Below are 21,975 nucleotides of genomic sequence, written 5' to 3' on the forward strand. Positions count from 1 at the left end.
CTCTTCATTTTTGCCTATGCGGGAATAAACAACGTACTCGCAAGTTATCTGTATTAGCCGGCTGATATCCAGGGTTGTCAGCCGGCCCATACAGGAGAACTTGATCCATGAAGACGTTGTTTTGGTTTGTTTACAGATTCGTATTTCCGTTCATTGTGTTCGCGCTGATTACGGGATGCGGCAGCAACGGTTCCATGATGACGTCTTCGCCAAATCCCTCCCCCAGTCCTCAACCCACGCGAGTGCCCAACCTGGTCATCGTCGCAAACCGCGATAACAACAGCCTCTCAACGTACGCCATCGCTCCTTCGACTGGCGAACTCCAGTTCCGTGACACCGTTGCAAGTGGAGGAGGCGGACCAATTGCGCTCGCCGCCCATCCATCCGGTAACTTCATCTATGTCGCGAACCTGATTGCGACAGATGACAGTGGAGGAGGCGGGGGCGTCACTGCGTTTTCCGTCGATGCAAACACAGGAGCGTTAACGTCCATTGGTGCTTCAGTCGCTGCAGGCTCCGGCCCGCGCACCGTAACCGTCCATCCCAACGGCAAATTCCTGTATGGAACCAGCCTGCTCTCAAACAATATCTTCGCCTATGCAATCAATCCCATTACCGGTGCACTTAGTCCGATCGGTTCTCCCGTAGCCACAGGTCAAGCTCCTGTATCGCTGTCACTGGACACCACCGGAAGATACGCTTACGTCGTCAATGCAGATGACAATACGATCTCAACATTCGCAATTGATGCAGACACAGGTACGCTCACCTCGTCAGGCAGTCCTGTCCCAACTGCAAGCTTCGATCCATCCTTCATTCTGGTGCATGCCTCTGGCAAGTTTGCCTATGTAGCCAATGCGGTTTCACAGACGATCTCTACCTTCTCCATCGACCCCACAAACGGAGCGCTTACATTGATGGGCAGCCCGGCTGCCAGTTGCGGCACCTTTCCAACAGCCTTAGCCGCAGATTCCCAGGGAAGGTTTCTGTATGTTTCGAATATTGGCACTGGAGACATCTGCACATTCGCAGTCAATGCGACAACTGGTGTACTTTATTCCGTTGGTCTGCCTGTCCATGCAAGCGACGCACCTACCTCCATGGGTATAGACCCATCCGGCAGTTACCTCTTCGTGAGCAAAGCGCAATCAAACAGCATTTCGGAGTTTGCAATCGATTCGACAGCTGGCGCGCTCACAGCCACAGGCACACCAATCCCCACAGGGAAAACGCCATCGGCCGTGATCATACTGGACAAGCAGGTTACAGGCGCAGCTTCTACCGCAGTTGCAACAATCGACCCGTATGCTCCGTGACCCTCGCCAGCAGCTCAGGCTCCTTCGCCATGGAACGTCCATAGCTCGGGATGAACTCTTGCAAGGCCGCTGGTGTACGAGCCTCTTCCGGAACAACAGACGTCCCACGAGTAATCAGCTCAAGCATGATCGATACCGCGGTGGAAGCGCCCGGTGAAGCGCCCAGCAGCGCGGCCAACGATCCATCCGCACTACGGATCACTTCAGTGCCAAACTCCAGTCGTCCACCAGCTTTCGCATCTGGCTTGATGATCTGCACGCGCTGCCCTGCAATCTCCAGCACCCAGTCTTCACCGCGCGCCGTCGGCACAAACTCTCGAAGTGCATTCACGCGATCTTCCTGCGACTGCATCACCTGGCCAACCAGATACTTCGTCAGATCCAGATTGTGCGCGCCCGCGCCCAGCATGGAAACCAGGTTGCCGGTGCCAACCGAAAGCGGCAAATCCAGAAACGAACCAAACTTCAAGAACTTCGTAGTGAATCCGGCGAAGGGTCCAAACAGCAGTTCCTTCTTGCCATCGATCACGCGCGTGTCCAGATGAGGCACGCTCATGGGAGGCGCCCCCAACGCGGGCTTGCCATACACCTTCGCCGCATGACGCTCAATTACATCGCGATTCGTACAACGCAGCCACTGCCCACTGACCGGGAAACCACCGTAGCCGCGGCCCTCGGGGATACCTGACTTCTGCAGCAGCGGCAACGCTCCGCCACCCGCACCAAGAAACACAAAACGCGACGTGATGCGGCTGCGCTTGCCTGTGGCAAGGTCTTCTACTTCCACATACCAACGCCTATCCGGCAACTGCGTCAGTTCCGTCACACGATGCCGCATGACTACCTGGCTTCCCTGCTGCTCCAGCGAGCCAAACAACATGCGTGTCAATGCGCCAAAGTTGAGATCGGTACCAAACTCCGCGCGTGTAGCCGCCACAGGTTCACTCGGGTCCCGTTGCTCCATCATTAGCGGAATCCACTGCTTCAGCACCGCAGGATCGTCCGAGAACTGCATGCCCTGAAACAACGAACATTGCTGCATGGCGTTATAACGCTTACGCAGAAACTCAACCGACTCCGCGCCTGAGACAAAGCTCATATGCGGCACGGGATTGATGAACTGCTTCGGATCTGAGATCAGCCCACGCTCCACCAGCGCTGCCCAGAACTGCCGTGAGTGCTGAAACTGCTCATTGATCTTGATAGCGCGATCAATCGAAATGGAGCCGTCTTTGCCTTCGGGCGTGTAGTTCAGTTCGCACAATGCCGCATGGCCCGTGCCCGCGTTATTCCACGCGTCAGAACTCTCGACGGCGACGCGATCTTGCGATTCCACCACGGTCAGTTGCAAAGAAGGAACCAGCGTCTTGAGCAGAGTGCCCAGCGTGGCAGACATAATTCCGGCGCCCACCAGCAATACGTCAGTTTCAGCGGGCAGTAGTGCAGTCTCAGACATGAAAAAAGCCTATCAGCGTGAAAACACGAGCGGCAATGCGATCACCGGACAGATCGTTCGATGATCGCACGCCTATCTCGGAATCGTTATACTGCGTGATGCGCACGCTGCATGACGTTCAGTACATCCGTGTATTTGTTGCCCGTGCCGGTGTTGAAGATCACCACACGGTCGGTCTTCTTCAGGAATCCATTCTCGATTAGGCGGTCATATGCAGCGGTTGCCGCAGCGCCTTCCGGCGACAGCAGAATGCCCTCATTGCGGCCCCAATCCTGAATCGACGCAAAAATCTCGTTATCCGTCTGCGAAATCACGGTACCGCCGCTCTCGCGCACCACGTCCAGAATGATGTAGTCACCATATGGCTTCGGCACGCGCAGACCGCTAGCCAGCGTATGCGCGTTCTGGAACATCTCGCTGGCGTCTTTGCCCTCGCGATACGCCTTCGTAACCGGCTCGCATCCCGCAGCCTGGCAGGCAATCATTTTGGGACGCTTACCAGACACCCAGCCAAGCTCCTCCATCTCAAGGAACGCCTTCCACATGCCAATCAGGCCAACGCCGCCGCCGGTGGGATAGAACACAGCGTCGGGGTACTCCCAGCCAAGCTGTTCGACCAGTTCGTAGCCCATGGTCTTTTTGCCTTCCACGCGAAAGGGTTCCTTCAGCGTGGACACATCAAACCATCCCTCTTCTTCCTTGCGAGAGGCCACAATCTTCGCGCAGTCGCTGATCAGGCCATCCACCAGCGTCATGTGTGCGCCATAGGCAATGCACTCCACCTGGTTGGCCAGAGGCACATCCTGCGGCATGAATACATGCGCCTCAATGCCAGCCGCGGCAGCATACGCGGCACAAGCACCGCCTGCATTCCCTGCGCTAGGCACGGCCACCTTCTGCACGCCATAGTGCTTCATCATGGTCATGCAAAGGCTCATACCACGCGCCTTGAATGTGCCCGTGGGGTTAGCGCCTTCTTCTTTCAAAAGCACATTCGGATTGCGGCGCGACGCCATGATCGGCGTCCATCCTTCGGCCAGTGTCACCGGCAGAGCATCAGGAAGTACCGGCGAATAACGCCACATGCTATCGGTTTGCGGCAGGCTATCGCGGACAGCGGTTCCCTTGAACTCCGAAAGGTCATACCGCACATAAAACGTACCGGCACACACGGGGCAGACTGTCCGCGGCACATCGGCGCTTTCGCGATGCTGACAACGCGAACACTCCAGAAAAGCAATCTTAGGCATACCACTTCAGGATAGTGGATTTACACCTGTTTGCGCCGGAAGCAATGCGCCACATGGTCATTCACAATGCCCACAGCCTGCATCCACGCATACGTGATCGAAGGTCCTACGAACTTGAACCCGCGCCGTTTCAGCTCCTTAGAGATCGTGCGCGAAAGCTCGGTCTCCGAGACCACCGTTCCGTCGCCGCGCAGTGCCTTGCCCTTGGTAAAACTCCAGCAGAAATCGGCAAAATCCTCGCCCTTTTTCTGCATATCCAGGTAGATCTGCGCACCTTTGATCGTGGCTTCAATCTTCGCGCGCGAACGCACAATACCCGGATTCGCGAGCAGAATCTCAATCTCCCGTTCGCCGAACTTCGCCACCTTCTTCGGATCGAAGTCGAGAAAAGCCTCGCGAAAATTCTCCCGCTTGCGCAGAATAATGGTCCACGACAGGCCTGCCTGGAATCCTTCCAGCATCAGGCACTCCCACAGCATGCGGCCATCATGCACCGGCACGCCCCACTCTTCATCGTGGTACACCGTCTCCAGTGGATCCCGCTCACTCCATTTGCAACGCTGCTTTGTCATGCTGCCTCTTTCTTCGGCTGCAGAATGCCCAGTTCCTCGTACCGCGCACGCATCTCCACCCGCATCGCGCCTGTCTGTGACCAGAACCAAGCGCCCGCCAGCAGCACGCACACACCACTGAATAGCAACGTATGTGGAGCGCCTATCCGGTGCGCAAGTGCACCTGCGAGCAGGCTTCCAAACGGCGTCATACCGATGAAGGCCATCGTATAGAAACTCATCACACGGCCACGCTTTTCTTCTGGCGCGAGAGTCTGAATGATCGTATTGCTGCCTGCAAGTCCCGTCATCATTCCCAGGCCCATGAACGCCATCGCAATCACGGAGAGTACTGGCCAATGAGACAAGCCAAACACGATGATCGCGACTCCAAACAGCGCACCGCCCTGCTGAATCCTCTTCAACAAACCAAGCGCATTCTTACGCGATGCAAGCTGAATAGCGCCCGCGAGTGCACCAGTTGCACTCGCGGTGGTCAGCAGGCCAAGCATGTGTGGCCCACCATGCAGTACCTGCGCCGCAAACAGCGGCAGCAGGGCCATCTGCGACATGCCCATCAGACTTGTAATCGCGAACAGGAGAAGGATATTGCGTATCGGGATAAAGCGCGTGACATATCCCCAGCCTTCGCTTAGCTGTGCTGCCATGGAAGGCCGATAGTGATCCCCCGGCGCGTCTGGCGTAATCCGCATCATCAGCAATGACGCAATCACAGCAAGATAAGACACACCATCGATGGCAAAACACCATCCCTCCCCCATGCGTGCAATGACGACCGCAGCAACGGAAGGCCCTACAAGGCGGGCCACATTTACCGTGGATGAGTTCAGCGCAATTGCATTGCTCAGGTCTTCCTTATCGGGCACCATCTTTGTCACAAACGATTGCCGAGCAGGCATATCGAATGCATCAATCAATCCCTGCAACGCCGCCAACGCAATGATCTCGTTGATGGTGATGATGCCTGCCAGCGTCAGCGCAGCCAACGCCAGCGACTGCCCGGCTGCGGCTACCTGCGTCATCACCAGCAGTTTGCGGCGATCCATGCGGTCCACCCACACACCCGCAAACGGCGACAGCGCGAATGTAAGAATCTGCCCGGCAAATCCAACTAAGCCCAACAGAAAGGCAGAATGCGTGAGCCGATAGGTAAGCCATGACAACGCTAAGCGCGTCATCCATGTACCCATCAGCGAGATGCACTGGCCAGAAAGATACAGCCGATAGTTGCGGTGTCGCAACGCGCGCGTTGTATGCGCGAACGGGCTCATCGATGGCTTCTTATGCGTCTCTTCTGTCAACGAATCATCCCAACAAGGAAAGCGAGCGTTCCAGATCTTCAATTAAATCGGAAGGCTCTTCAAGTCCTATGTTCAGACGAACAATACGGCCATGATGATTCGCGTCGATGCGCGTCAGTGTGGGATATGCCATGACAAGACTGTTCACACCACCCCAGCTCCAACCAATCTTGAACAGCTCTAAACGATCGACAAACGCATTCACCTGATCCGGCGAATAGCGCGGCGAAAACAGCATCGAGAACACACTTGCAGATCCCGTAAAGTCTCGCTTCCAGATCTCATGTCCCGGGCAAGAAGGCAGCGCAGGATGCAGCACCACATCAATCTCGCTGCGCTCCGTAAGCCACTTCGCAATCTCCAACGTGGAACGCTCCATCTTCTCCAACCGTACTACGAGCGTCTGCAAACCACGCAGCGCAAGCGAGCATTCATCAGGCGAAACGCTTAAGCCAAGCATCCGTCGCGTGGCACCCACACGCTCATAACCATCTTCGGTTGCCACTGAAACAGAACCAAGCAACAGATCGCTATGGCCGCCGACATACTTCGTTAGTGCCTGCACACTCACGTCCACGCCATGCGCAAACGCATCGAACAACACGCCCGCGGCATAGGTGTTATCGATCGCCACCACAACACCACGCGCGTGCGCTGCGGCAACAATTGCGGGCACATCCTGTACTTCCATCGTGATGGAGCCTGGGCTCTCGCACCAGATCAACGTCGTGTTGTCGCGGATCAACGATGCAATGCCGCCGCCAATCGTGGCGTCATAAAGCTCCGCCTCCACGCCATAGCGGCCCAGCAGATTCCTCGCCGCTTCCACGTTTGGCCCATACGCCTGCACGGGAATCAGGATGTGATCACCTGCCTTTGTAAAAGCCAAATCGACCAGTGCAATGGCCGACATTCCACTGGGAGCCAGAAATGTATGCCGCGCACCCTCCATCGCAGCGATGCGTGCCGCTAGTTCCATCGCGGTGGGCGTGCCATAAATGCCGTAGGAATAGCCAATCTCACTCTGCCGCCAACCATCGCGTATACCTTCCATCGAAGGAAACACAACCGTCGATCCGCGATGCGTCGCAGAGGCAAGTGATTCAAAGTTTTCGGGAAGCTCGGGCTTCGCGTGCAGCAAACGGGTACGCCAATCCATACATCAAGCCTATCGAATACGTGGTCACCGCGCAGAAAAGCGAATTACACAGCAAGAAACGGAGTGTGGCGATGCGGCCCTGCCGAGCATGATGACAACATGCACATCGCCGTGGAACCATCGATTCTTTACATTGGAACGCCAATCGTCCTCGTCAGCACGCGCAATGCGGACGGTTCAAACAATCTTGCGCCCATGTCCTCCGCGTGGTGGCTGGGGTGGAACTGCATGCTAGGTTTAGGGGCAAAGGGGCACACCGCACAAAACCTACTGCGCGAGCGGGAATGCGTTCTGAACCTTCCGTCCGACGCCATGGTGGGCCATGTGGACCGGCTGGCCAAGCTGACCGGATCTGATCCCGTACCACCCCATAAACAGTCCATGGGCTACCGGCACTATAAGGACAAATTCGGTATCAGCGGCCTCACTGAGCAGGCTTCTGAAAGCGTCAACTCCCCTCGCGTGGCAGAGTGCCCTCTTCAGATGGAAGCCGTTCTGGAGCAGGTCCACGACTTCGGCCACCGTCCCGACAAAGCGCCTGGAGCGCTCGCATTCGAGGTTCGCATCGTCCGGATGCACGCACATCCGTCGCTGCTGGTTCCTGGTCGAGACAACCACATCGATCCCGATCGCTGGCGCCCGCTCATGATGAGTTTCTGCCGCTTTTATGGCCTATCCGGCGAACTTTCAAACTCTACCCTGGCCAGCATTCCGGAAGAATCGTACCGGCCAGTCCCACACATGAAACGATAGAAAGGAAGGCGCACATGAAACGGAAAGTAGCCAACACGAAAGCATCCCCGGAGGAAGCGCAATCCATCCTTAGCGACGCCCGCTGGGACGCGATTGTCCGCCGGGATCGCCAGGCCGACGGAGCATTCGTTTATTCCGTACGCAGCACAGGTGTCTTCTGCCGTCCGGGCTGCTCCTCTCGAACGCCTCGACCTGAAAACGTCAGCTTTCACGCGAACGCGCAGGACGCCATACGCGCAGGGTTCCGACCCTGCCAGCGCTGTAAGCCAAACCAGAATGCAGATCCATCTACGGAAGCCGTCGCCACCCTATGCCGCGTAATTGAGAACACAATTGCGGCAGGTGATCCAGCACCGCAACTCGAGGACTTGGCAAAGCAAGTTGGTCTCAGCCAGTTTTATCTGCACCGCCAGTTCCGTGCAGCCACCGGGCTAACACCTAAGCAATATGCAACCGCCTGCCGCGCGAAACAGCTGCAGAAGAACCTGAAAGGAAGCGCTACCGTGACCGACACCATCTACGAAACCGGCTTCAATTCCTCCAGCCGCTTCTATCAGGCAGCCGCAAACACGCTTGGCATGACACCCACGCAGTTCCGCAAAGGCGGCCTGAACACTGACATCACATACGCTATTGGTCCATCCACTTTGGGAATGGTGCTGGTAGCGCGCAGCCCTCGTGGCATCTGCGCCATTCTCATGGGCGACGCGGAGGAAACGCTTCTCGACGATCTACAGCAACGCTTTCCTCAGGCGACGCTATTGCCGGGTGATGCTGATTTTTCAGAAACGCTGGAAAAGGTTGTGGCATGGACAGAGCGGCCGCGCAACAACCACATTAACCTACCGCTGGATATCCGCGGCACAGCCTTCCAGCAACGTGTCTGGCAAGCACTGCAAGCGATTCCAGCAGGTGAAACAGCAAGCTACGCAGAGATCGCACAACGCATCGGCAATCCACGCTCCGTACGCGCTGTGGCGCAGGCATGCGCCTCCAACGCGCTAGCAGTCGCAATTCCCTGCCATCGTGTGGTCAAGAGCGACGGCGCACTCTCCGGCTATCGCTGGGGTGTCGATCGCAAAAAAGAGCTGCTCAGACGTGAGCAGCTCAGTCACTAACAAGCTGAAGCGCTTAAACGCTGATAACGAACGTATCTTCAGTGCGCGTCACGCGGTTGTACAGCGTGTCGCGTTCCACTGGTTCACGTCCGGCTTCGCGGATCAGACGTTCGAGCTCAGCGCGACGCATGCCCTGCGGCGTGGTTGCGCCAGCCTCGTGATAGATACGCTCTTCCACTACCGTACCGTCGATATCATCAGCACCAAAGCGCAGCGAGATCTGCGCCATCTTCGGCGTCACCATCTGCCAATAGCTCTTGATGTGCGAGAAGTTATCCAGCAGCAAACGGCCAACGGCAATCTGCCGCATATCGTCAAAGCCGGTCGTCTTCGGCAGGTGTCCCAGCACCGTGTTTTCGGGATGAAACGCCAGAGGAATAAACGTCTGGAATCCGCCTGTACGATCCTGCACTTCGCGCAGCTTCAGGATGTGATCCACGCGGTCTTCTTCGTTCTCCACATGGCCGTAGAGCATCGTAGCGTTCGAACGAAGACCGGCGTTGTGTACCATCTCCGCTGTCTCCAGCCACTCGCTACCATCAATCTTGTGGTCGCAGATGATGTGACGCACGCGATCCGCAAAAATCTCGGCGCCACCACCGGGGCACGAATCCACACCGGCTTCCTTCATCTTCACCAGCGTGTCAGGAATGGAAAGCTTTGCGCGCTTCGCGAGGAAGGCGACTTCCACCATGGTGAACGCCTTGATGTGAACCTTCGGGAAGCGTTCCTTCAGGCCCTTCACCAGATCAAGGAAGTATTCAAACGGCAGGTCGGGATGCAAACCACCCACGATGTGAAATTCGGTGACCGCTTCGCTGTATCCCTTGCCCGCACTCTCCCATGCTTCCTCGAGTGCCATGGTGTATGTGCCGGCCTCGCCCTTCTTGCGCGCAAAGGCGCACAGACGGCAGGTAGCCACGCACACATTCGTCGGATTGATGTGGCGATTCACATTGAAGTACGTCAGATCGCCGTGCATGCGCTCGCGCACCAGATTCGCAAGCCAACCCACGGCCAGAATGTCAGGCGACCGGTACAGCGTCAGCCCATCGTCCGCAGTCAAACGCTGCTGTGCCAGCACCTTTTCGGCAATGGGCCATAGTGCGGCATCGTCAGTCTGAAACTCGTGGCGGGGACGGCCAGTGGGCGATTCGGTCATAACTCTAGTGTATTCCTCGCACCCAAACTTCGTAATAGAAACTCACTCCAAAGCGTCTGGTGTGGGGAGCATTACCCCTTCTTTTCCGGATACTTCGCTCGTACCATGCGCAGGAAATCGTCCAGCCGCTGGCCGCGTTTCTGAATAAACACTCGGTCTGTAACCACCTCACCATGAATGCGATCCATGCGGAAGGTGCGGAAGTCATTGCGTAGCTCACACCATGCCGCAAGAGTCCAAAAGCCGCTCCAGAATGCGAGCGCCAGCGGTCGGACCGAACGATACTCCGCCTGCGAAGTCTCTTCGCCGAGCCGGGTGTACCAAAACTCAACGACAGTCTTCCCCCGGCATGCTCGATGCAATAAATCGAGCAGGCGGCGATGCTCTTTGCTCATTGCAAAGGGCGAGGCATACAACGCAATAGAATCGAGATGTTCGCTCAGTTCCGGCGGCAATACCGCCTCAATACGAGCGAGCGCATTCTTCGCCGCAACGAACGACTCTTCCCCGCCCCAGGCCTGCACCAGGCGGGCGCCCACTACCAACGCCGTTAATTCGTCCGCAGTGAACATTAGTGGAGGAAGATCAAACTCGCGCCGCAGCGTGTAGCCAACGCCTGCTTCGCCCTCAATCGGCTGACCGGCAAGCTGGAGATCGCGAACATCGCGATAGATCGTGCGCTCTGATACCTGAAGCCGCTCTGCAAGAGCATGAGCAGTCTTCAGGCGACCGGAGCGCAGCAGTTGCACAATGCGAAAGAGACGATCGGCTCGCCTCATCGCACGTTACCTGGCATCGAGTTAGAAACGAGTACTGTGCAAACCAACGTGATTTCCTTCTGAATCGATCAGGCATGCAAAGAAGCCAAAGCCACCTGGAATCTCCGTACGAGGAACAGTGATCTTCGCGCCCAGCCCTTCCGCGCGTTTCACGCTAACGTCCAGCTTGCCATCTGCATTCAAAAAGACCAGCGCTCCATCAGCGGAAGGCTTACTAGCCTCGCGATATGTAAGGCATCCACTAACACCCTCTTCGCCGCGCGGAAATACCTTGCTGGCCTCGCCGTACGGGATCAACTGTACGTCCAGCACGCTCTCATAAAACTTCGTGGCGCGTTCTAGGTCCGCCGTGGGAATTTCGAACCAGGTAATCGCATTGTTCGTGAACTTGCTCATGACATTTTCTCCTCAGGGTCAGGATCATGTGTTCGCTGACCACGAGCCCAAGGTAAGAAAACGCTCCTGCCACCATTGTGTCAGGAGGATGTCAGCAGAAGAAGATTTTCTTTCTGAAACAGAACAGGGAGGACAAGCGTCCTCCCTGTTCTTACTGCTGTTGTCTTACTCCGATTAGCGACGCTGGGCTTCCAACGGCTTCTCTGGCGAGTCGACCATCCGAGGCGCCAGTACGATGCCGTCAAATGGAGTAATACCGATCAGGTGATCGCCTACAGCTCGCGTCGTACGCAACGGCCAACCTGCATCCTGGTAGGTGACCTTCATGTTGTTTGTGTTCACCGAAAAGACCAGCGTGCTGGGACGGTTCGCTGTCACAAGAACACGCTTGCTCTCACTGTCATAGTGAATGCCCGACACATTCGGTACATAAAGTCCCTTTTGCGTATGCCACGAGCTTCCATCATTCTCAGACAGCCAGACACCTTCACGACCACCCACCCAGACGCGACCGCCATCATCCACAGCGGCTGCGGTCAGATATGTCAATTCCGTCGGAGCCTGGATCACATGGAAGTTCGCACCGCTGTCAGTGGAAATCGCGATCTTATGCAGATCAGCCACCACGACGCGTGCTCCTTCAGACTTCACAATGCGCCAGGGTTCTCCCGTTGCAGTGCGAATATGGTTCCAGGTCAGACCGTTGTCCGTAGAGTTCAGCAGGCCTTCTTCCGTCGCTGCAAACACGGTATTCCCATTCACTGCAAATGCAAATACACCGGAGTTCGCTTCCTGAGGAGGCGTGTTGTGCGGAGGTGCAATCCGTGGCGGCTTGCTACGTGCACGAGCTGCTGCTGAAGCTGCGGCAGCCTTTCCCGCGCGCGTTTTGGATGTTGGTGCTGCCGCCTTCTTCTGCGCATCCGGATCAGGCAACGGAGGTAACGCGAGCGTCAGACCAGAGGTCTTCCAAACGTTTCCATCCCAACGCATGATGCCGTGCCGAGTTCCGGCCAGCATGGTTCCGTCCGGAGCCTGTACGAGCGAGAAGACGTCGGAACCGTTCAAACCAGCGCTCTTCTGTACCCACGAAAGACCGCCATCCTGGCTTTCAAATACACCACCGGCCATCTTGTCGTTGATCACACCGACATAGACGTGAGCCGGATTCTTGCGATCCTGCGCGACGGCTGTGATCTGCCTCTGCGTGAATCCGGTATTCGCCGGCGCAAAGGTCTGACCGCCGTCGTTTGAAATCAAGACACCGGTACGATCGGTAGCCAACAGCACGCGATTGCTGTTTTGCGGGTCTATGCTCACGTCGTTGATGATCCAGCTGGGATCGCCATAACGTGCGAAGGTGTGGCCAGCGTCCGTGGTTCTCCACAGACCTTCCGTCGTTCCAGCAAACACGGTGTTGGGGCTCTTCGAGTCTTCCATCAACACACGCGTACGCCGCGCCGTGGACGGGATGCCCTGCACCTTCACGTACTTCATGCCCTGATCATTCGAGCGATAGATGCCCGAGCATGCCGAGAGATATACGTTCGATGGATTGGTCGGGTCCACGATGATGGAGAACACATCGGAGTCATCGATGATGCCCTCCTTCATGTTCTGCCACGTTGCACCACCATCAGACGTGCGCCACGGCAGATGCCATGTTCCGGCGTACATCCGGTTCGGGTCCTTGGGATCAAATGCGACGGATTCTACTTCGTGAATTTCGCGGCTACCCGGAGGGCTGATCAGTTTCCAGTGATCGCCGCCATCTTCGCTGCGAAATACACCTTCCTGCACGGTTCCAATGAGCATCAACTTCGGGTTCGAAGGCGAAACAGTCATGGAGCGGATGGACTTGCCCTTCATGTCTGCATTTTCGGTCCACGTCTTACCAGCATCGTTGCTGACATAGAGGCCACCATCAGCACTGCTGAGAACCCATCCTGCAGCTAGAACGCGATTGGCATTCGTTGGATCGACGATCAGGTTGTCAAACACCAGGTCGTCGCGCTTACCAACGTCGGCCAGAAACTTCCAGGTATTGCCACCGTCATGTGTGTCGTAAACCGTCCCACTCACCGTTCCAAGGTAGATGTGGTTGTGGTCATGCGGATCCTGGGCAAACGCTCGCGCGTCCCCTCCGTACGGGCCGTAAGGCAGCCATTTGGACTGCGCCGTGGCAAGGGAGAGGAAGGAGGCGGACAAGGCGAGAGGGGCACAAAGGCGAAAAAGAGACTTCATTGTTTTCCTATACGAATGAACCTATGACAATTCTAGTTGCCTAACCAGTAAACAGATCCCTCTGGGGTATCTCCTGAGCTAATGTCATTTACTACCAAGTATCGGAAGTTGCGCCATGTCAAAAAATGGCTACTAATAACGTCCTGAAACGAAGATGTCAAACTGGAACCCTTTACCGATAAGAAGTGGAATGAATCACTTCGTGAGACGGTCATTTGAAGGTTGCCGTGGTTCGGAAATTCCGAGCACAAAAGCAGAAGGGCTGGCCTCACGGCCAGCCCTTCTGGGTTTAGATAAGGACTACTTCTTGTGCTTACGGGCGGGAGCGGTGCGGGGCTGAACCTTTACCGTGCTCTCGTCAACCGAGGTACCCAGATCGGACGGCGTGGAAGCGCCAGCCGGGATCAGCTCGGAGGTTACCGTGTTCGCACCAGCTGTACCCGTGTAGACCGAGATACGGGATGCATCCACACCCTTCTCGCCAACCAGGTAAGCCTTCGTGTTCACAGCGCGCTCTGCAGCCAGCTTGTCGGCATTCTTCACCTTCTTGCTGGGTGCTGCGTTGCCAGTCAGAGCCAGCTTCGCCGACGAATCACGCTGCAGGTTCAGAGCGATATCGTCCAGGCAGGCCTTCGCTTCGTTGTCCACGCGAGCTGGACGACGGGTGTCCTTATCGAACGTGATCGAGCAAAGTGCGCTTGCCTGCGGAGCGGGCGGCGGCGGCGGCGGTGCGATCACACTGACCGTCGTCGTGGCAGAGGCGTTGCGGCCCTTGTCATCGGAGACGTTGCAGGTAACAGTGATCGTGCCCGGAGCTGCGCCGGTGGTCGACAGGGTGGCAGTGGTGCCGCTACCCGAAACCGAACCCGTGGTCGAGCTGTAGCTGTAGGTGTAGTTCACCGGCTTGCCATAGGAGTCCGAAACCACCGAGGTGATCGTGGACGATCCACCAGGCTGAACCGACGACGGCGAAGCCGAGCAGCTCAGTGCCAGTGCAGGAATCGGATTGATGGTGAAAGGAGCCGCGCACTCTGCAAAGCGACCAGCCTTCATGCTCTCGGTCACGGTGCCCTTAGCGTTGTAGCTGCCAGGGTTCATGCCGGTCGTGTCGACGGTAGCCGTGTTGCTGGTGCCTGAGATCTTGCCACCGTCGGAGGTCCACGCATAGGTCGCGGTCTTCTTCGGGTTTACGTTTGCGGCAGTTCCGGTCACAGTGATCGGGTCACCTGCGTACACGCTCGAGGGGCTGGCAACGCAGGAGTACGTTACAGGCGGCGGCGGTACGATGTGGCCGAAGTGCAGCAGGATACCCGAGGAAAGCTGTGCGGAACTGACGTTCGCACGGCCACCAAAGTTACCGTTCGCTGGGCCGTAATCCTCGTGAATGTAGGTGTAATCAGCCTGGAACAGGCGGATGCCGAACATACCATCATGCCAGGGGAGGTTGTAGTCCATACCACCACCAGCAACGAGGGCAGGACCCCACTGATATCCGTGAGAGTAGAACGGGGTACCGGCAGCGAGATCGGAATTTGGGCCACCCAGACGGGCAGCTCCAGCCATCGCGTGACCGAAGAATGTCACCGACTCGGTCGGCAGACGGAAGATCGGACCGGCAGTCACCAGAGGCATCAGAGCATCGTTCTTGCCGCTCGGATGAAATGCTGTAGAAACCTCAACACCGGCATACTTGTTGAAGTAGTAGGCGCCGCTAACAATCGCACCCTTGTCGATCGACGAATAGGTGAGCCCCTGAGGCTTCAGCGATCCATGACCACTCCAGTACGAATAACCCAGGAAAACATCAACGCGTGATGGGTTCGGGCCCTGCGGTGCCGGCGCGGCCGGGGTTGTTTGCGCACCCAGGCTTGCAGCGCCCAGGCTGACTGCGCTGGCGGCCAAAAGTGACCTGCCCAGTTTGCGAAACGGCTGAGAAAACATGCGACTTATCCTCCGCGGAATATCTAATGCCACTTTGTGAGCTCATAACCAAGGCTCACTTGCTAAAGAATGCGATTGAAGTGTATAGCAGCATCTCTCTCACGAAAAGAAATATCTGCACAATAACCGATTCACTTGTTCAACTGATGCTGGTTTACATCAGTACTGCGTTCAAAGCGTCCTTTGCCGAATCCAATCAGTAAACTTTCCGGCAAATGGCGCAATCCTTGTATTTCCTATGCGATGTTCAAACTGTCCTTAATGCTGCCTCGCTCCCGTTGAATTTTTTCCTGGAGCAAAGTAATGGCATACAGAAGCTGTTCAGGACGCGGCGGGCATCCGGGCACGTAAATGTCGACCGGAACGATCTGGTTTACGCCTTGAAGTAGTGCATAGTTGTTAAACACTCCACCGCTGGTGGCGCAGGCGCCCATGCTGATAACCCACTTGGGTTCGGGCATCTGTTCATACAGTCTCCGAATCACCGGAGCCATCTTCTGCGACACGCGGCCAGCGACCACCATCAGATCGCTCTGACGTGGTGACGGACGAAACACCTCCGCACCGAAACGGGCGATGTCGTAACGAGAGCCGCCCATGCTCATCATCTCGATGGCGCAGCAGGCAAGGCCGAAGGTCATGGGCCAGACCGAATTCTTACGAACCCAGTTCACTGCAGCGTCCATGCTGGCCAGAACAACGCCTTCCGGCTGTTCTGGGCCCCAGTTCACCTCGCGCAGTTTTTCCTGGTTCTTGCCCATCGAATCCAGTGAGCCGAAAAAATAACGATCGGATCCTTGCGGTGCTGCCGGGCGTCCGCTACTGGAAGTCTCTTCTGGGGATGTCTTCATGTGCTTCATTTTATGCCACGAAGCCGCATGCGGATACGCCAGCTTGAGTAAAGGTGTCATAAATAACGACAGTTTTACTAGTTGACTTGACGTGATATCTGCGCATCAATGCGTTGGCCTTCTCTGATCATCACCCACCCGAACACGGAACCGCATCCATAGAATCCGTCCCAGCTTCGACGGAGGCGCGCTGGTGTCAACGGTATGGGCAGTCTGCGAAAAGTGCTGGGCAACCGTCGCCGCCATTAGGCCTTGATCTGCCGATCCGCCTGCAATTCTCGCGTCAAGTATCTGCAGCGTGGCAGTGCATGCCTCGGCCAACAGAGGAAACAGCGCCGCTCCTGCGGCAGGGCGGTTCGGCTCTTTCAACGTGGCATCGTATGCCTTCGTGGCAATCGACATCTGCTGGGCTGACGTGAAGAAGTGGAACTCCCGTGGGTTCCAGGCCACTGCGTCCTGCGCACGAAAACTAAAATCGGTTGATATCAACAATGGGTTCGGTGAACGATACGGTGGCGTAGCCAGCTCTGCAAAATCATGCGGCCCACGCGCTCCGGATCCAGGCAACACACGCACAATCCATCCCGATGCGATGTTCTCCAGCAAAAAGGTCTGCTGCGGCCCCAAAGCATGGCGAAAACTGTTCCCTGCCTGCACTTCACCTTCGAACGTCAGAGCAAGGCACCCCTTCTGCGCCACCGCCTGCATTCCCACTCCCAACACGATGGCGACACGCAAAACTGCGCCTTGACCACGTCGCAAATACAAAATCTGTCACCTCTCCGTAACTGTCCTGTACAGTAAACGAAACGAACCATCGCAACGCACCGATTCATCATGGCTTGATAGGCCGCGATGAACAACCGCATCGCACTGTCCTGTGATGTGGCTGACCTCCTTACCTCATCCGTCAGGAAATCTTGCCTCATGCGTGTACCAGGCCGAGCCCTCTGTCGACTCCTCTCTGTGGTTCTGTTCGCCGCCACCGCCTTCACCCTGCCTGCAATGGCACAGACCGTACCGGCCCCAGAACACGGCATGTCCGCCGCGGCTCCTGCTGCCGATGCCCGCATCGCCGCACTGGAGAAGCAGAATGCTGACCTTGCCACTTCGGTCGCAGCAGCCCAATCTGCCGGCGACAACGCGTGGATGCTTGTCAGCGCCGCACTCGTGTTGATGATGAGCGCCCCTGGCCTGGCCCTCTTCTACGGTGGCCTGGTGCGTCGCAAGAACATTCTCGGCACCATGATGCAGACGTTTGCCATGATGGGCGTCATCACGGTCCTCTGGGCTGTCTGCGGCTATTCGTTAGCCTTTGGTGAGAACACAGGCGTCCTTGGCAGCTTCATCGGCTCCTTTCATAACGTCTTCCTGCATGGCGTTGGGCTGATCCCGGACGGTACGTATGTCACGACGGTTCCGCTGCAGACCTTTATGGTCTACCAGCTCATGTTCGCCATCATCACCCCGGCACTCATCACCGGATCAATTGCAGAGCGCGTCAAGTTCTCTGGCATCCTCGCCTTCCTCGTTCTGTGGGCAATCTTCGTCTACAGCCCCATGGCGCACATGGTTTGGGGTAAGGGTGGCCTGCTGAACGCAGCGCTCGGCGGCAAGTTCCCCTGCCTCGACTTTGCAGGCGGCACCGTCGTCCACGTCACCAGCGGCGTCTCAGCGCTCGTTTTCTGCCTCTACCTCGGCAAGCGCAAGGGATTCCCGAAGGAGCCCATGCCGCCCCACTCGCTGGTGCTTAGCTTCATCGGCGCTGCCCTGCTGTGGGTAGGCTGGTTCGGATTCAATGCCGGTTCTGCCTTGAACGCAAGCTCGCTGGCCACCTCCGCTTTCGTCGCCACTCACTTCGGTGCGGCAGCAGCCGCCTGCGGGTGGACCATCGCTGAGTGGATCAAGCACGGCAAGCCCACCGCCCTCGGCGCCATCTCCGGTGCTGTTGCTGGCCTGGTCGGTATCACGCCTGCTGCTGGTTTCGTCACACCGATCTCCGCACTCTGGATCGGCCTGCTCACCGGCATCTTCTGCTTCCTGATGGTCTTCATTGTGAAGAACAAGTTTGGCTACGATGACTCACTGGATGCCTTCGGCGTTCACGGCGCGGGCGGTACCTTCGGGGCCCTCCTCACTGGCATCTTCGCCAACTCCGCAATCAATCCCATTTTGGGCAAGGGTCACGCCACCGGTCTTCTGGAAGGTAACGCGCACCAGCTCCTAAACCAGGCTGTGGGTATTGGCCTTGCATGGGTCATCTCCATCGTGGGGACGCTGGTTCTGCTGATCGTCGTGGATAAAACCATCGGACTGCGCGTCTCTGCTGAAGATGAGGCCACCGGTCTGGACCTCTCGCAACATGGCGAAGAGGGCTACCACGCGGAGCCGGCCTACTAGGGGGAATCAGCATGGGTGCTGTCGTTTCATAGAACAGGGGGCGACAGCACCCCATCCTTTCAAGCACAATGACCAGCGTTCGCATCGTACTTGCGAAGAAGGATCGGAAAGACCATGCAGAAGATTGAAGCAATTATCCAGCCGGGCAAGCTTGACGCTGTTAAGGAAGCGCTCATTGAAGCCGGTATCGAAGGCATCACCATCCTGGAAGCCCGCGGCCATGGCCGTCAGAAGGGCCACACCGAGTTCTACCGCGGCCGTGAATACGCGGTTGATCTGTTGCCTAAGATCAAACTCGAAACCGTTGTCTCCGATGAACTGGCGGAGAAGGCTGTGAACGCCATCATTGGCGCGGCTCAGACAGGCTCCATCGGCGACGGCAAAATCTTTATCACCCGTGTCGACGACGCGATTCGCATCCGCAACGAAGACCGCGGCGAAGCCGCACTGTAGTCACATCAAGAGCAAGAAGGAACGTAGCGCTCGCAACCCGCGAACGCTGCGTTTGTTCTTTTCAGTTCATCCTCTGAACCATCGCTCTCCCACGCAAGACGTATTTTGATGACTAGCTGAGTCGCCAACTCGCTGCTATTGTGAAATTCATGACCAGCGCAGAGTCCGCACGCCTCGCCTATCAGGGACGCATGGCAGCGCTGAAGGCTGCCTTCGCCGACCGCGCCGAATCCGGCGTTGGATTGATACGCTCACGCGCTTCTGCCGCTGACGACTTGGTCAGCGCTCTCTGGCAACTACACTCCCACGAAATTGGCGCAGGCATTGCGGCCTTCGCAGTGGGCGGCTACGGGCGTCAGGAACTCTTCCCTGCCTCAGACCTCGATTTGCTATTTGTGGTCGCGGATGCAGCCAAGGAAAAGGCCTCAAAGCCCATCATTCGCCAGATCAATCAGCAGCTATGGGACAGTGGCATCCGCGTCTCCGCTACCACGCGCGCCCTCGCCGAATGCGACAAATACGATCCCGAGAACGCTGAGTTCACGCTCTCTCTGCTCGATGCGCGCTTCATTGCCGGCGACAAAACTCTCTCAGCAAAGCTGCTGGACGACTGCATTCCGAAGATGCTGGAACGAGAACACCGCAACCTGTCGCAGCGGCTTCTCGAACTCACACAGGAACGTCACGCACGTTACGGCAATACTCTCTTCCACCTGGAACCCAATATCAAGGAGTGCCCCGGTGGTCTACGTGATGCCAATGTCTGCGGTTGGTTAGCCAAACTAACCAACACAGCGCCGTCATCCTCGCTCGAATTCCGCGAGGCCTTTGCCTTCCTCACATCGATCCGTTGTTTTCTGCACATCCGCTCCAACCGTGACAGCAATGCGCTGGACTGGAAGACACAGGACGCAGCAGCAGCCGAAGGTGTCGGCGTGCCTAATGGACCACCGCGTGACGCAGCACACTGGATGCAGCTCTATTTTCGCCATGCGCGTGTCATCGCGCGGCAGCTGGAACAACAGACAGACGCCATGCCCCGCGCCCGTTCCATCCTGAAACAGACGCGTGACTTTCTTACCCGCCGCCCTGTCACAGACAACCTGGGCATGCGCGTGGAACGTGGGCGGATTGTGCTGGACGAAGCTACTCCTGGCTACGATCCTGCGACAGACTCCGATGTGATGATGCGGGCTTTCCAGTCCGTTGCGGAGACTGGCACACGTCTCAGTAGCACCGCTGAGCAGCGCCTGGAAGAAGCGTTGCCCTTGCTCTCTGCACAGCTCGACGAAGGTACAGCCCTCTGGCACAAACTACGTCTCATCTTCCTGGGCGAACATGCAGGACTCGCGCTGCGATCCATGCATGCTCTCGGCATCCTCGAGCTGCTTATCCCGGAGTTCCACGGCATCGACGCGCTCGTCATTCGCGATGCCTACCATCGCTACACAGTTGACGAACACACCTTCGTCCTCATCGACACGCTGCATGGTTTGCCTACGCCAGAACAGTCGCCCATGGCCGAGTGGAAGAAGCGCTTCGCCGTCATCCTGCGCGACCTGCAACATCAGGACCTGCTCTACCTTGCATCGCTGTTGCATGACACGGGCAAGGGACGCTCCACGGGCGAACACGCGACGGAAAGTATGCGTCTCGCACAAAGCGTAGTCACACGCCTTGAAATGGATGAGTTTGAATCCGGACTCGTACTCGGTCTCATTCAGAACCATCTCGATATGTCGTCTGCGCTACGTCGCGACATCTTCGACGCGGAGACCATTCGCACATTCGCGGAAAAAGTTCAGACTCCTGAAGAGCTGCGCATGATCACTCTCTTCACCTACGCAGACATTCAGGCCGTTCATCCCGATGCGCTCACACCATGGAAGGCCGAAAACCTGTGGCGGCTCTACATTGCCACGTCCAACTTCCTTGATCGCAACATTGACGATGAGCGCTTCGACTCGCGTGTATCCAGCGAGCTTGTCCGTCGCATTACGCAACTGCTTCCCGGTGAGAGCCGTGAAGTCCTGCAATTCGTCGAAGGCTTCCCGCAGCGCTATCTGCGCACGCGCAGCCCAGAACAGATCCGCACGCACTACACCATGAGCAAACGCCTCGCGGAAGACGCCGTACAACTCGACTTCCATTGGACACCCGCACACAGCGACATCACGCTCGTTACGCCCGACCGTCAGTTGCTCTTCGCGCGCATCGCTGGGGTGCTTGCCGCATGGGGCATGAACATCATCACGGCTGACGCGTTCTCCAACGCGCACGGCATTGTCGTGGACAGCTTCCGCTTTACCGATAGCTTCCGCACACTTGAGATGAACCCCGGCGAACGCGATCACCTCATCCGCGATCTACACGACGCCATCGCGGATCCCGCTGTCGCAGCGAAGATGATTGCCAATCGCAAGCGTTCGCGTCGCCGCACGCCGCTGGTAGAGGTAAAAACCTCCGTCGAGTTCGACACAGAATCCTCCACACACTCAACGATTCTGCAGGTCGTCGCGCAGGACCTTCCCGGCTTGCTCTATGCCATCAGCACTACGCTTGGCGAAGCGCGCTGCAGCATCGAAGTGGCCGTCATTGATACGGAAGGCGACACCGCGATCGACGTCTTCTACCTCACGCATGAAGACGCTCCGCTCGAGGGCGACGAACTTCCCGCGCTCAAACAGAAGCTGCTTACAGCCATCGAAGCCAACGCCTCCTAACGCCTTCGAAGCATGCTGGGAGAAGAAGCAACTGAGCCGTTCTCACAGCTTTCTTTGCCCAATGAAGCTGTCTGGGCACGGCCTCTCTGACAGAACGCTCACAC

18 protein-coding genes are annotated in these 21,975 nt (G+C 57.1%); 6 read left to right on the top strand and 12 right to left on the bottom strand.

What is annotated here, in order from left to right; translation table 11 throughout:
- Positions 1-107 precede the first annotated feature (107 nt).
- Positions 108-1,316, top strand: a complete 1,209-nt coding sequence (locus tag BLT38_RS10300) for a lactonase family protein (RefSeq protein WP_083345085.1) — start codon at positions 108-110, stop codon at positions 1,314-1,316.
- Here the strand turns inward: BLT38_RS10300 and mqo are convergent.
- The 5 genes from mqo to BLT38_RS10325 form a co-directional block, all read right to left on the bottom strand.
- The gene (gene mqo, locus BLT38_RS10305; protein WP_083345086.1) at positions 1,279-2,772 is read right to left on the bottom strand and encodes a malate dehydrogenase (quinone); all 1,494 of its coding nucleotides are present in this window, start codon (positions 2,770-2,772) and stop codon (positions 1,279-1,281) included. The two genes, BLT38_RS10300 and mqo, sit on opposite strands and share 38 nt — an antisense overlap.
- 86 nt (positions 2,773-2,858) lie before the next feature.
- On the bottom strand, positions 2,859-4,022 hold the full coding sequence (locus BLT38_RS10310) for a threonine synthase (RefSeq protein ID WP_083345087.1): 1,164 nt from the start codon (positions 4,020-4,022) through the stop codon (positions 2,859-2,861).
- 20 nt (positions 4,023-4,042) lie between these two features.
- Entirely contained in the window at positions 4,043-4,594 is a 552-nt protein-coding gene (locus BLT38_RS10315; RefSeq protein ID WP_083345088.1) for a DNA-3-methyladenine glycosylase I, read from the bottom strand.
- A complete protein-coding gene (locus BLT38_RS10320; protein WP_083345089.1) occupies positions 4,591-5,865 on the bottom strand; it encodes an MFS transporter in 1,275 nt (424 codons plus the stop codon). The genes BLT38_RS10315 and BLT38_RS10320 overlap by 4 nt, the downstream gene beginning before the upstream one ends.
- A 34-nt stretch (positions 5,866-5,899) precedes the next feature.
- The gene (locus BLT38_RS10325; protein ID WP_083345090.1) at positions 5,900-7,054 is read right to left on the bottom strand and encodes a cystathionine beta-lyase; all 1,155 of its coding nucleotides are present in this window, start codon (positions 7,052-7,054) and stop codon (positions 5,900-5,902) included.
- A 99-nt stretch (positions 7,055-7,153) separates the two neighbouring features.
- Here BLT38_RS10325 and BLT38_RS10330 point away from each other — a divergent pair, with 99 nt between their 5' ends.
- Both BLT38_RS10330 and ada read left to right on the top strand, forming a co-directional pair.
- Positions 7,154-7,807 carry a flavin reductase family protein gene (locus tag BLT38_RS10330; RefSeq protein WP_083347039.1) on the top strand — a complete coding sequence of 218 codons (654 nt, stop codon included), beginning with the start codon at positions 7,154-7,156 and terminating at the stop codon, positions 7,805-7,807.
- Positions 7,808-7,821: 14 nt separating this feature from the next.
- Complete coding sequence (gene ada / locus BLT38_RS10335; RefSeq protein WP_083345091.1) at positions 7,822-8,925, top strand: bifunctional DNA-binding transcriptional regulator/O6-methylguanine-DNA methyltransferase Ada; 1,104 nt, start codon at positions 7,822-7,824, stop codon at positions 8,923-8,925.
- A 13-nt stretch (positions 8,926-8,938) separates the two neighbouring features.
- Here ada and mqnE read toward each other — a convergent pair whose 3' ends face one another.
- The 7 genes from mqnE to BLT38_RS10370 all read right to left on the bottom strand — a co-directional run bounded on the left by mqnE (position 8,939) and on the right by BLT38_RS10370 (position 17,063).
- Positions 8,939-10,087 carry an aminofutalosine synthase MqnE gene (gene mqnE / locus BLT38_RS10340; protein WP_083345092.1) on the bottom strand — a complete coding sequence of 383 codons (1,149 nt, stop codon included), beginning with the start codon at positions 10,085-10,087 and terminating at the stop codon, positions 8,939-8,941.
- 71 nt (positions 10,088-10,158) lie between these two features.
- Positions 10,159-10,866, bottom strand: a complete 708-nt coding sequence (locus BLT38_RS10345; protein ID WP_083345093.1) for a helix-turn-helix transcriptional regulator — start codon at positions 10,864-10,866, stop codon at positions 10,159-10,161.
- Positions 10,867-10,887: 21 nt separating this feature from the next.
- Positions 10,888-11,262: a VOC family protein gene (locus BLT38_RS10350; protein WP_083345094.1), complete on the bottom strand. Its 375-nt coding sequence runs from the start codon at positions 11,260-11,262 to the stop codon at positions 10,888-10,890.
- A gap of 174 nt (positions 11,263-11,436) precedes the next feature.
- On the bottom strand, positions 11,437-13,503 hold the full coding sequence (locus BLT38_RS10355; RefSeq protein WP_083345095.1) for a WD40/YVTN/BNR-like repeat-containing protein: 2,067 nt from the start codon (positions 13,501-13,503) through the stop codon (positions 11,437-11,439).
- Positions 13,504-13,803: 300 nt separating this feature from the next.
- Positions 13,804-15,444: an OmpA family protein gene (locus tag BLT38_RS10360; protein ID WP_083345096.1), complete on the bottom strand. Its 1,641-nt coding sequence runs from the start codon at positions 15,442-15,444 to the stop codon at positions 13,804-13,806.
- Positions 15,445-15,680: 236 nt separating this feature from the next.
- Entirely contained in the window at positions 15,681-16,295 is a 615-nt protein-coding gene (locus tag BLT38_RS10365) for an NADH-quinone oxidoreductase subunit B (protein WP_083347040.1), read from the bottom strand.
- Between the two features lie 105 nt (positions 16,296-16,400).
- Positions 16,401-17,063 (bottom strand): hypothetical protein, encoded by a 663-nt coding sequence (locus tag BLT38_RS10370; RefSeq protein WP_083345097.1) that lies wholly within the window; start codon positions 17,061-17,063, stop codon positions 16,401-16,403.
- A 270-nt stretch (positions 17,064-17,333) separates the two neighbouring features.
- Here BLT38_RS10370 and BLT38_RS10375 point away from each other — a divergent pair, with 270 nt between their 5' ends.
- From BLT38_RS10375 to BLT38_RS10385, 3 genes are all read left to right on the top strand, one after another.
- Positions 17,334-18,695, top strand: a complete 1,362-nt coding sequence (locus BLT38_RS10375) for an ammonium transporter (RefSeq protein ID WP_231966879.1) — start codon at positions 17,334-17,336, stop codon at positions 18,693-18,695.
- Positions 18,696-18,809: 114 nt separating this feature from the next.
- Positions 18,810-19,148, top strand: coding sequence for a P-II family nitrogen regulator (locus BLT38_RS10380; protein WP_083345099.1), 339 nt, complete (start codon positions 18,810-18,812; stop codon positions 19,146-19,148).
- A gap of 149 nt (positions 19,149-19,297) precedes the next feature.
- The gene (locus tag BLT38_RS10385) at positions 19,298-21,871 is read left to right on the top strand and encodes an HD domain-containing protein (RefSeq protein ID WP_083345100.1); all 2,574 of its coding nucleotides are present in this window, start codon (positions 19,298-19,300) and stop codon (positions 21,869-21,871) included.
- Positions 21,872-21,975: the final 104 nt, after the last annotated feature.

Origin of the sequence: Terriglobus roseus, assembly GCF_900102185.1 — a bacterium.
Classification (GTDB): Bacteria; Acidobacteriota; Terriglobia; order Terriglobales; family Acidobacteriaceae; genus Terriglobus; species Terriglobus roseus_A.

What these genes read in the sequence shown, in the direction of transcription:
- mqo (WP_083345086.1), bottom strand. Translation starts at nt 2,772, where the DNA reads ATGTCTGAGACTGCACTACTGCCCGCTGAAACTGACGTATTGCTGGTG.
- mqnE (WP_083345092.1), bottom strand. Translation starts at nt 10,087, where the DNA reads ATGACCGAATCGCCCACTGGCCGTCCCCGCCACGAGTTTCAGACTGAC.
- BLT38_RS10375 (WP_231966879.1), top strand. Translation starts at nt 17,334, where the DNA reads ATGTCCGCCGCGGCTCCTGCTGCCGATGCCCGCATCGCCGCACTGGAG.
- BLT38_RS10300 (WP_083345085.1), top strand. Translation starts at nt 108, where the DNA reads ATGAAGACGTTGTTTTGGTTTGTTTACAGATTCGTATTTCCGTTCATT.
- BLT38_RS10330 (WP_083347039.1), top strand. Translation starts at nt 7,154, where the DNA reads ATGCACATCGCCGTGGAACCATCGATTCTTTACATTGGAACGCCAATC.
- BLT38_RS10360 (WP_083345096.1), bottom strand. Translation starts at nt 15,444, where the DNA reads ATGTTTTCTCAGCCGTTTCGCAAACTGGGCAGGTCACTTTTGGCCGCC.
- BLT38_RS10365 (WP_083347040.1), bottom strand. Translation starts at nt 16,295, where the DNA reads ATGAAGACATCCCCAGAAGAGACTTCCAGTAGCGGACGCCCGGCAGCA.
- BLT38_RS10325 (WP_083345090.1), bottom strand. Translation starts at nt 7,054, where the DNA reads ATGGATTGGCGTACCCGTTTGCTGCACGCGAAGCCCGAGCTTCCCGAA.
- BLT38_RS10320 (WP_083345089.1), bottom strand. Translation starts at nt 5,865, where the DNA reads ATGAGCCCGTTCGCGCATACAACGCGCGCGTTGCGACACCGCAACTAT.
- BLT38_RS10315 (WP_083345088.1), bottom strand. Translation starts at nt 4,594, where the DNA reads ATGACAAAGCAGCGTTGCAAATGGAGTGAGCGGGATCCACTGGAGACG.
- BLT38_RS10355 (WP_083345095.1), bottom strand. Translation starts at nt 13,503, where the DNA reads ATGAAGTCTCTTTTTCGCCTTTGTGCCCCTCTCGCCTTGTCCGCCTCC.
- BLT38_RS10310 (WP_083345087.1), bottom strand. Translation starts at nt 4,022, where the DNA reads ATGCCTAAGATTGCTTTTCTGGAGTGTTCGCGTTGTCAGCATCGCGAA.
- ada (WP_083345091.1), top strand. Translation starts at nt 7,822, where the DNA reads ATGAAACGGAAAGTAGCCAACACGAAAGCATCCCCGGAGGAAGCGCAA.
- BLT38_RS10385 (WP_083345100.1), top strand. Translation starts at nt 19,298, where the DNA reads ATGACCAGCGCAGAGTCCGCACGCCTCGCCTATCAGGGACGCATGGCA.
- BLT38_RS10380 (WP_083345099.1), top strand. Translation starts at nt 18,810, where the DNA reads ATGCAGAAGATTGAAGCAATTATCCAGCCGGGCAAGCTTGACGCTGTT.
- BLT38_RS10345 (WP_083345093.1), bottom strand. Translation starts at nt 10,866, where the DNA reads ATGAGGCGAGCCGATCGTCTCTTTCGCATTGTGCAACTGCTGCGCTCC.
- BLT38_RS10350 (WP_083345094.1), bottom strand. Translation starts at nt 11,262, where the DNA reads ATGAGCAAGTTCACGAACAATGCGATTACCTGGTTCGAAATTCCCACG.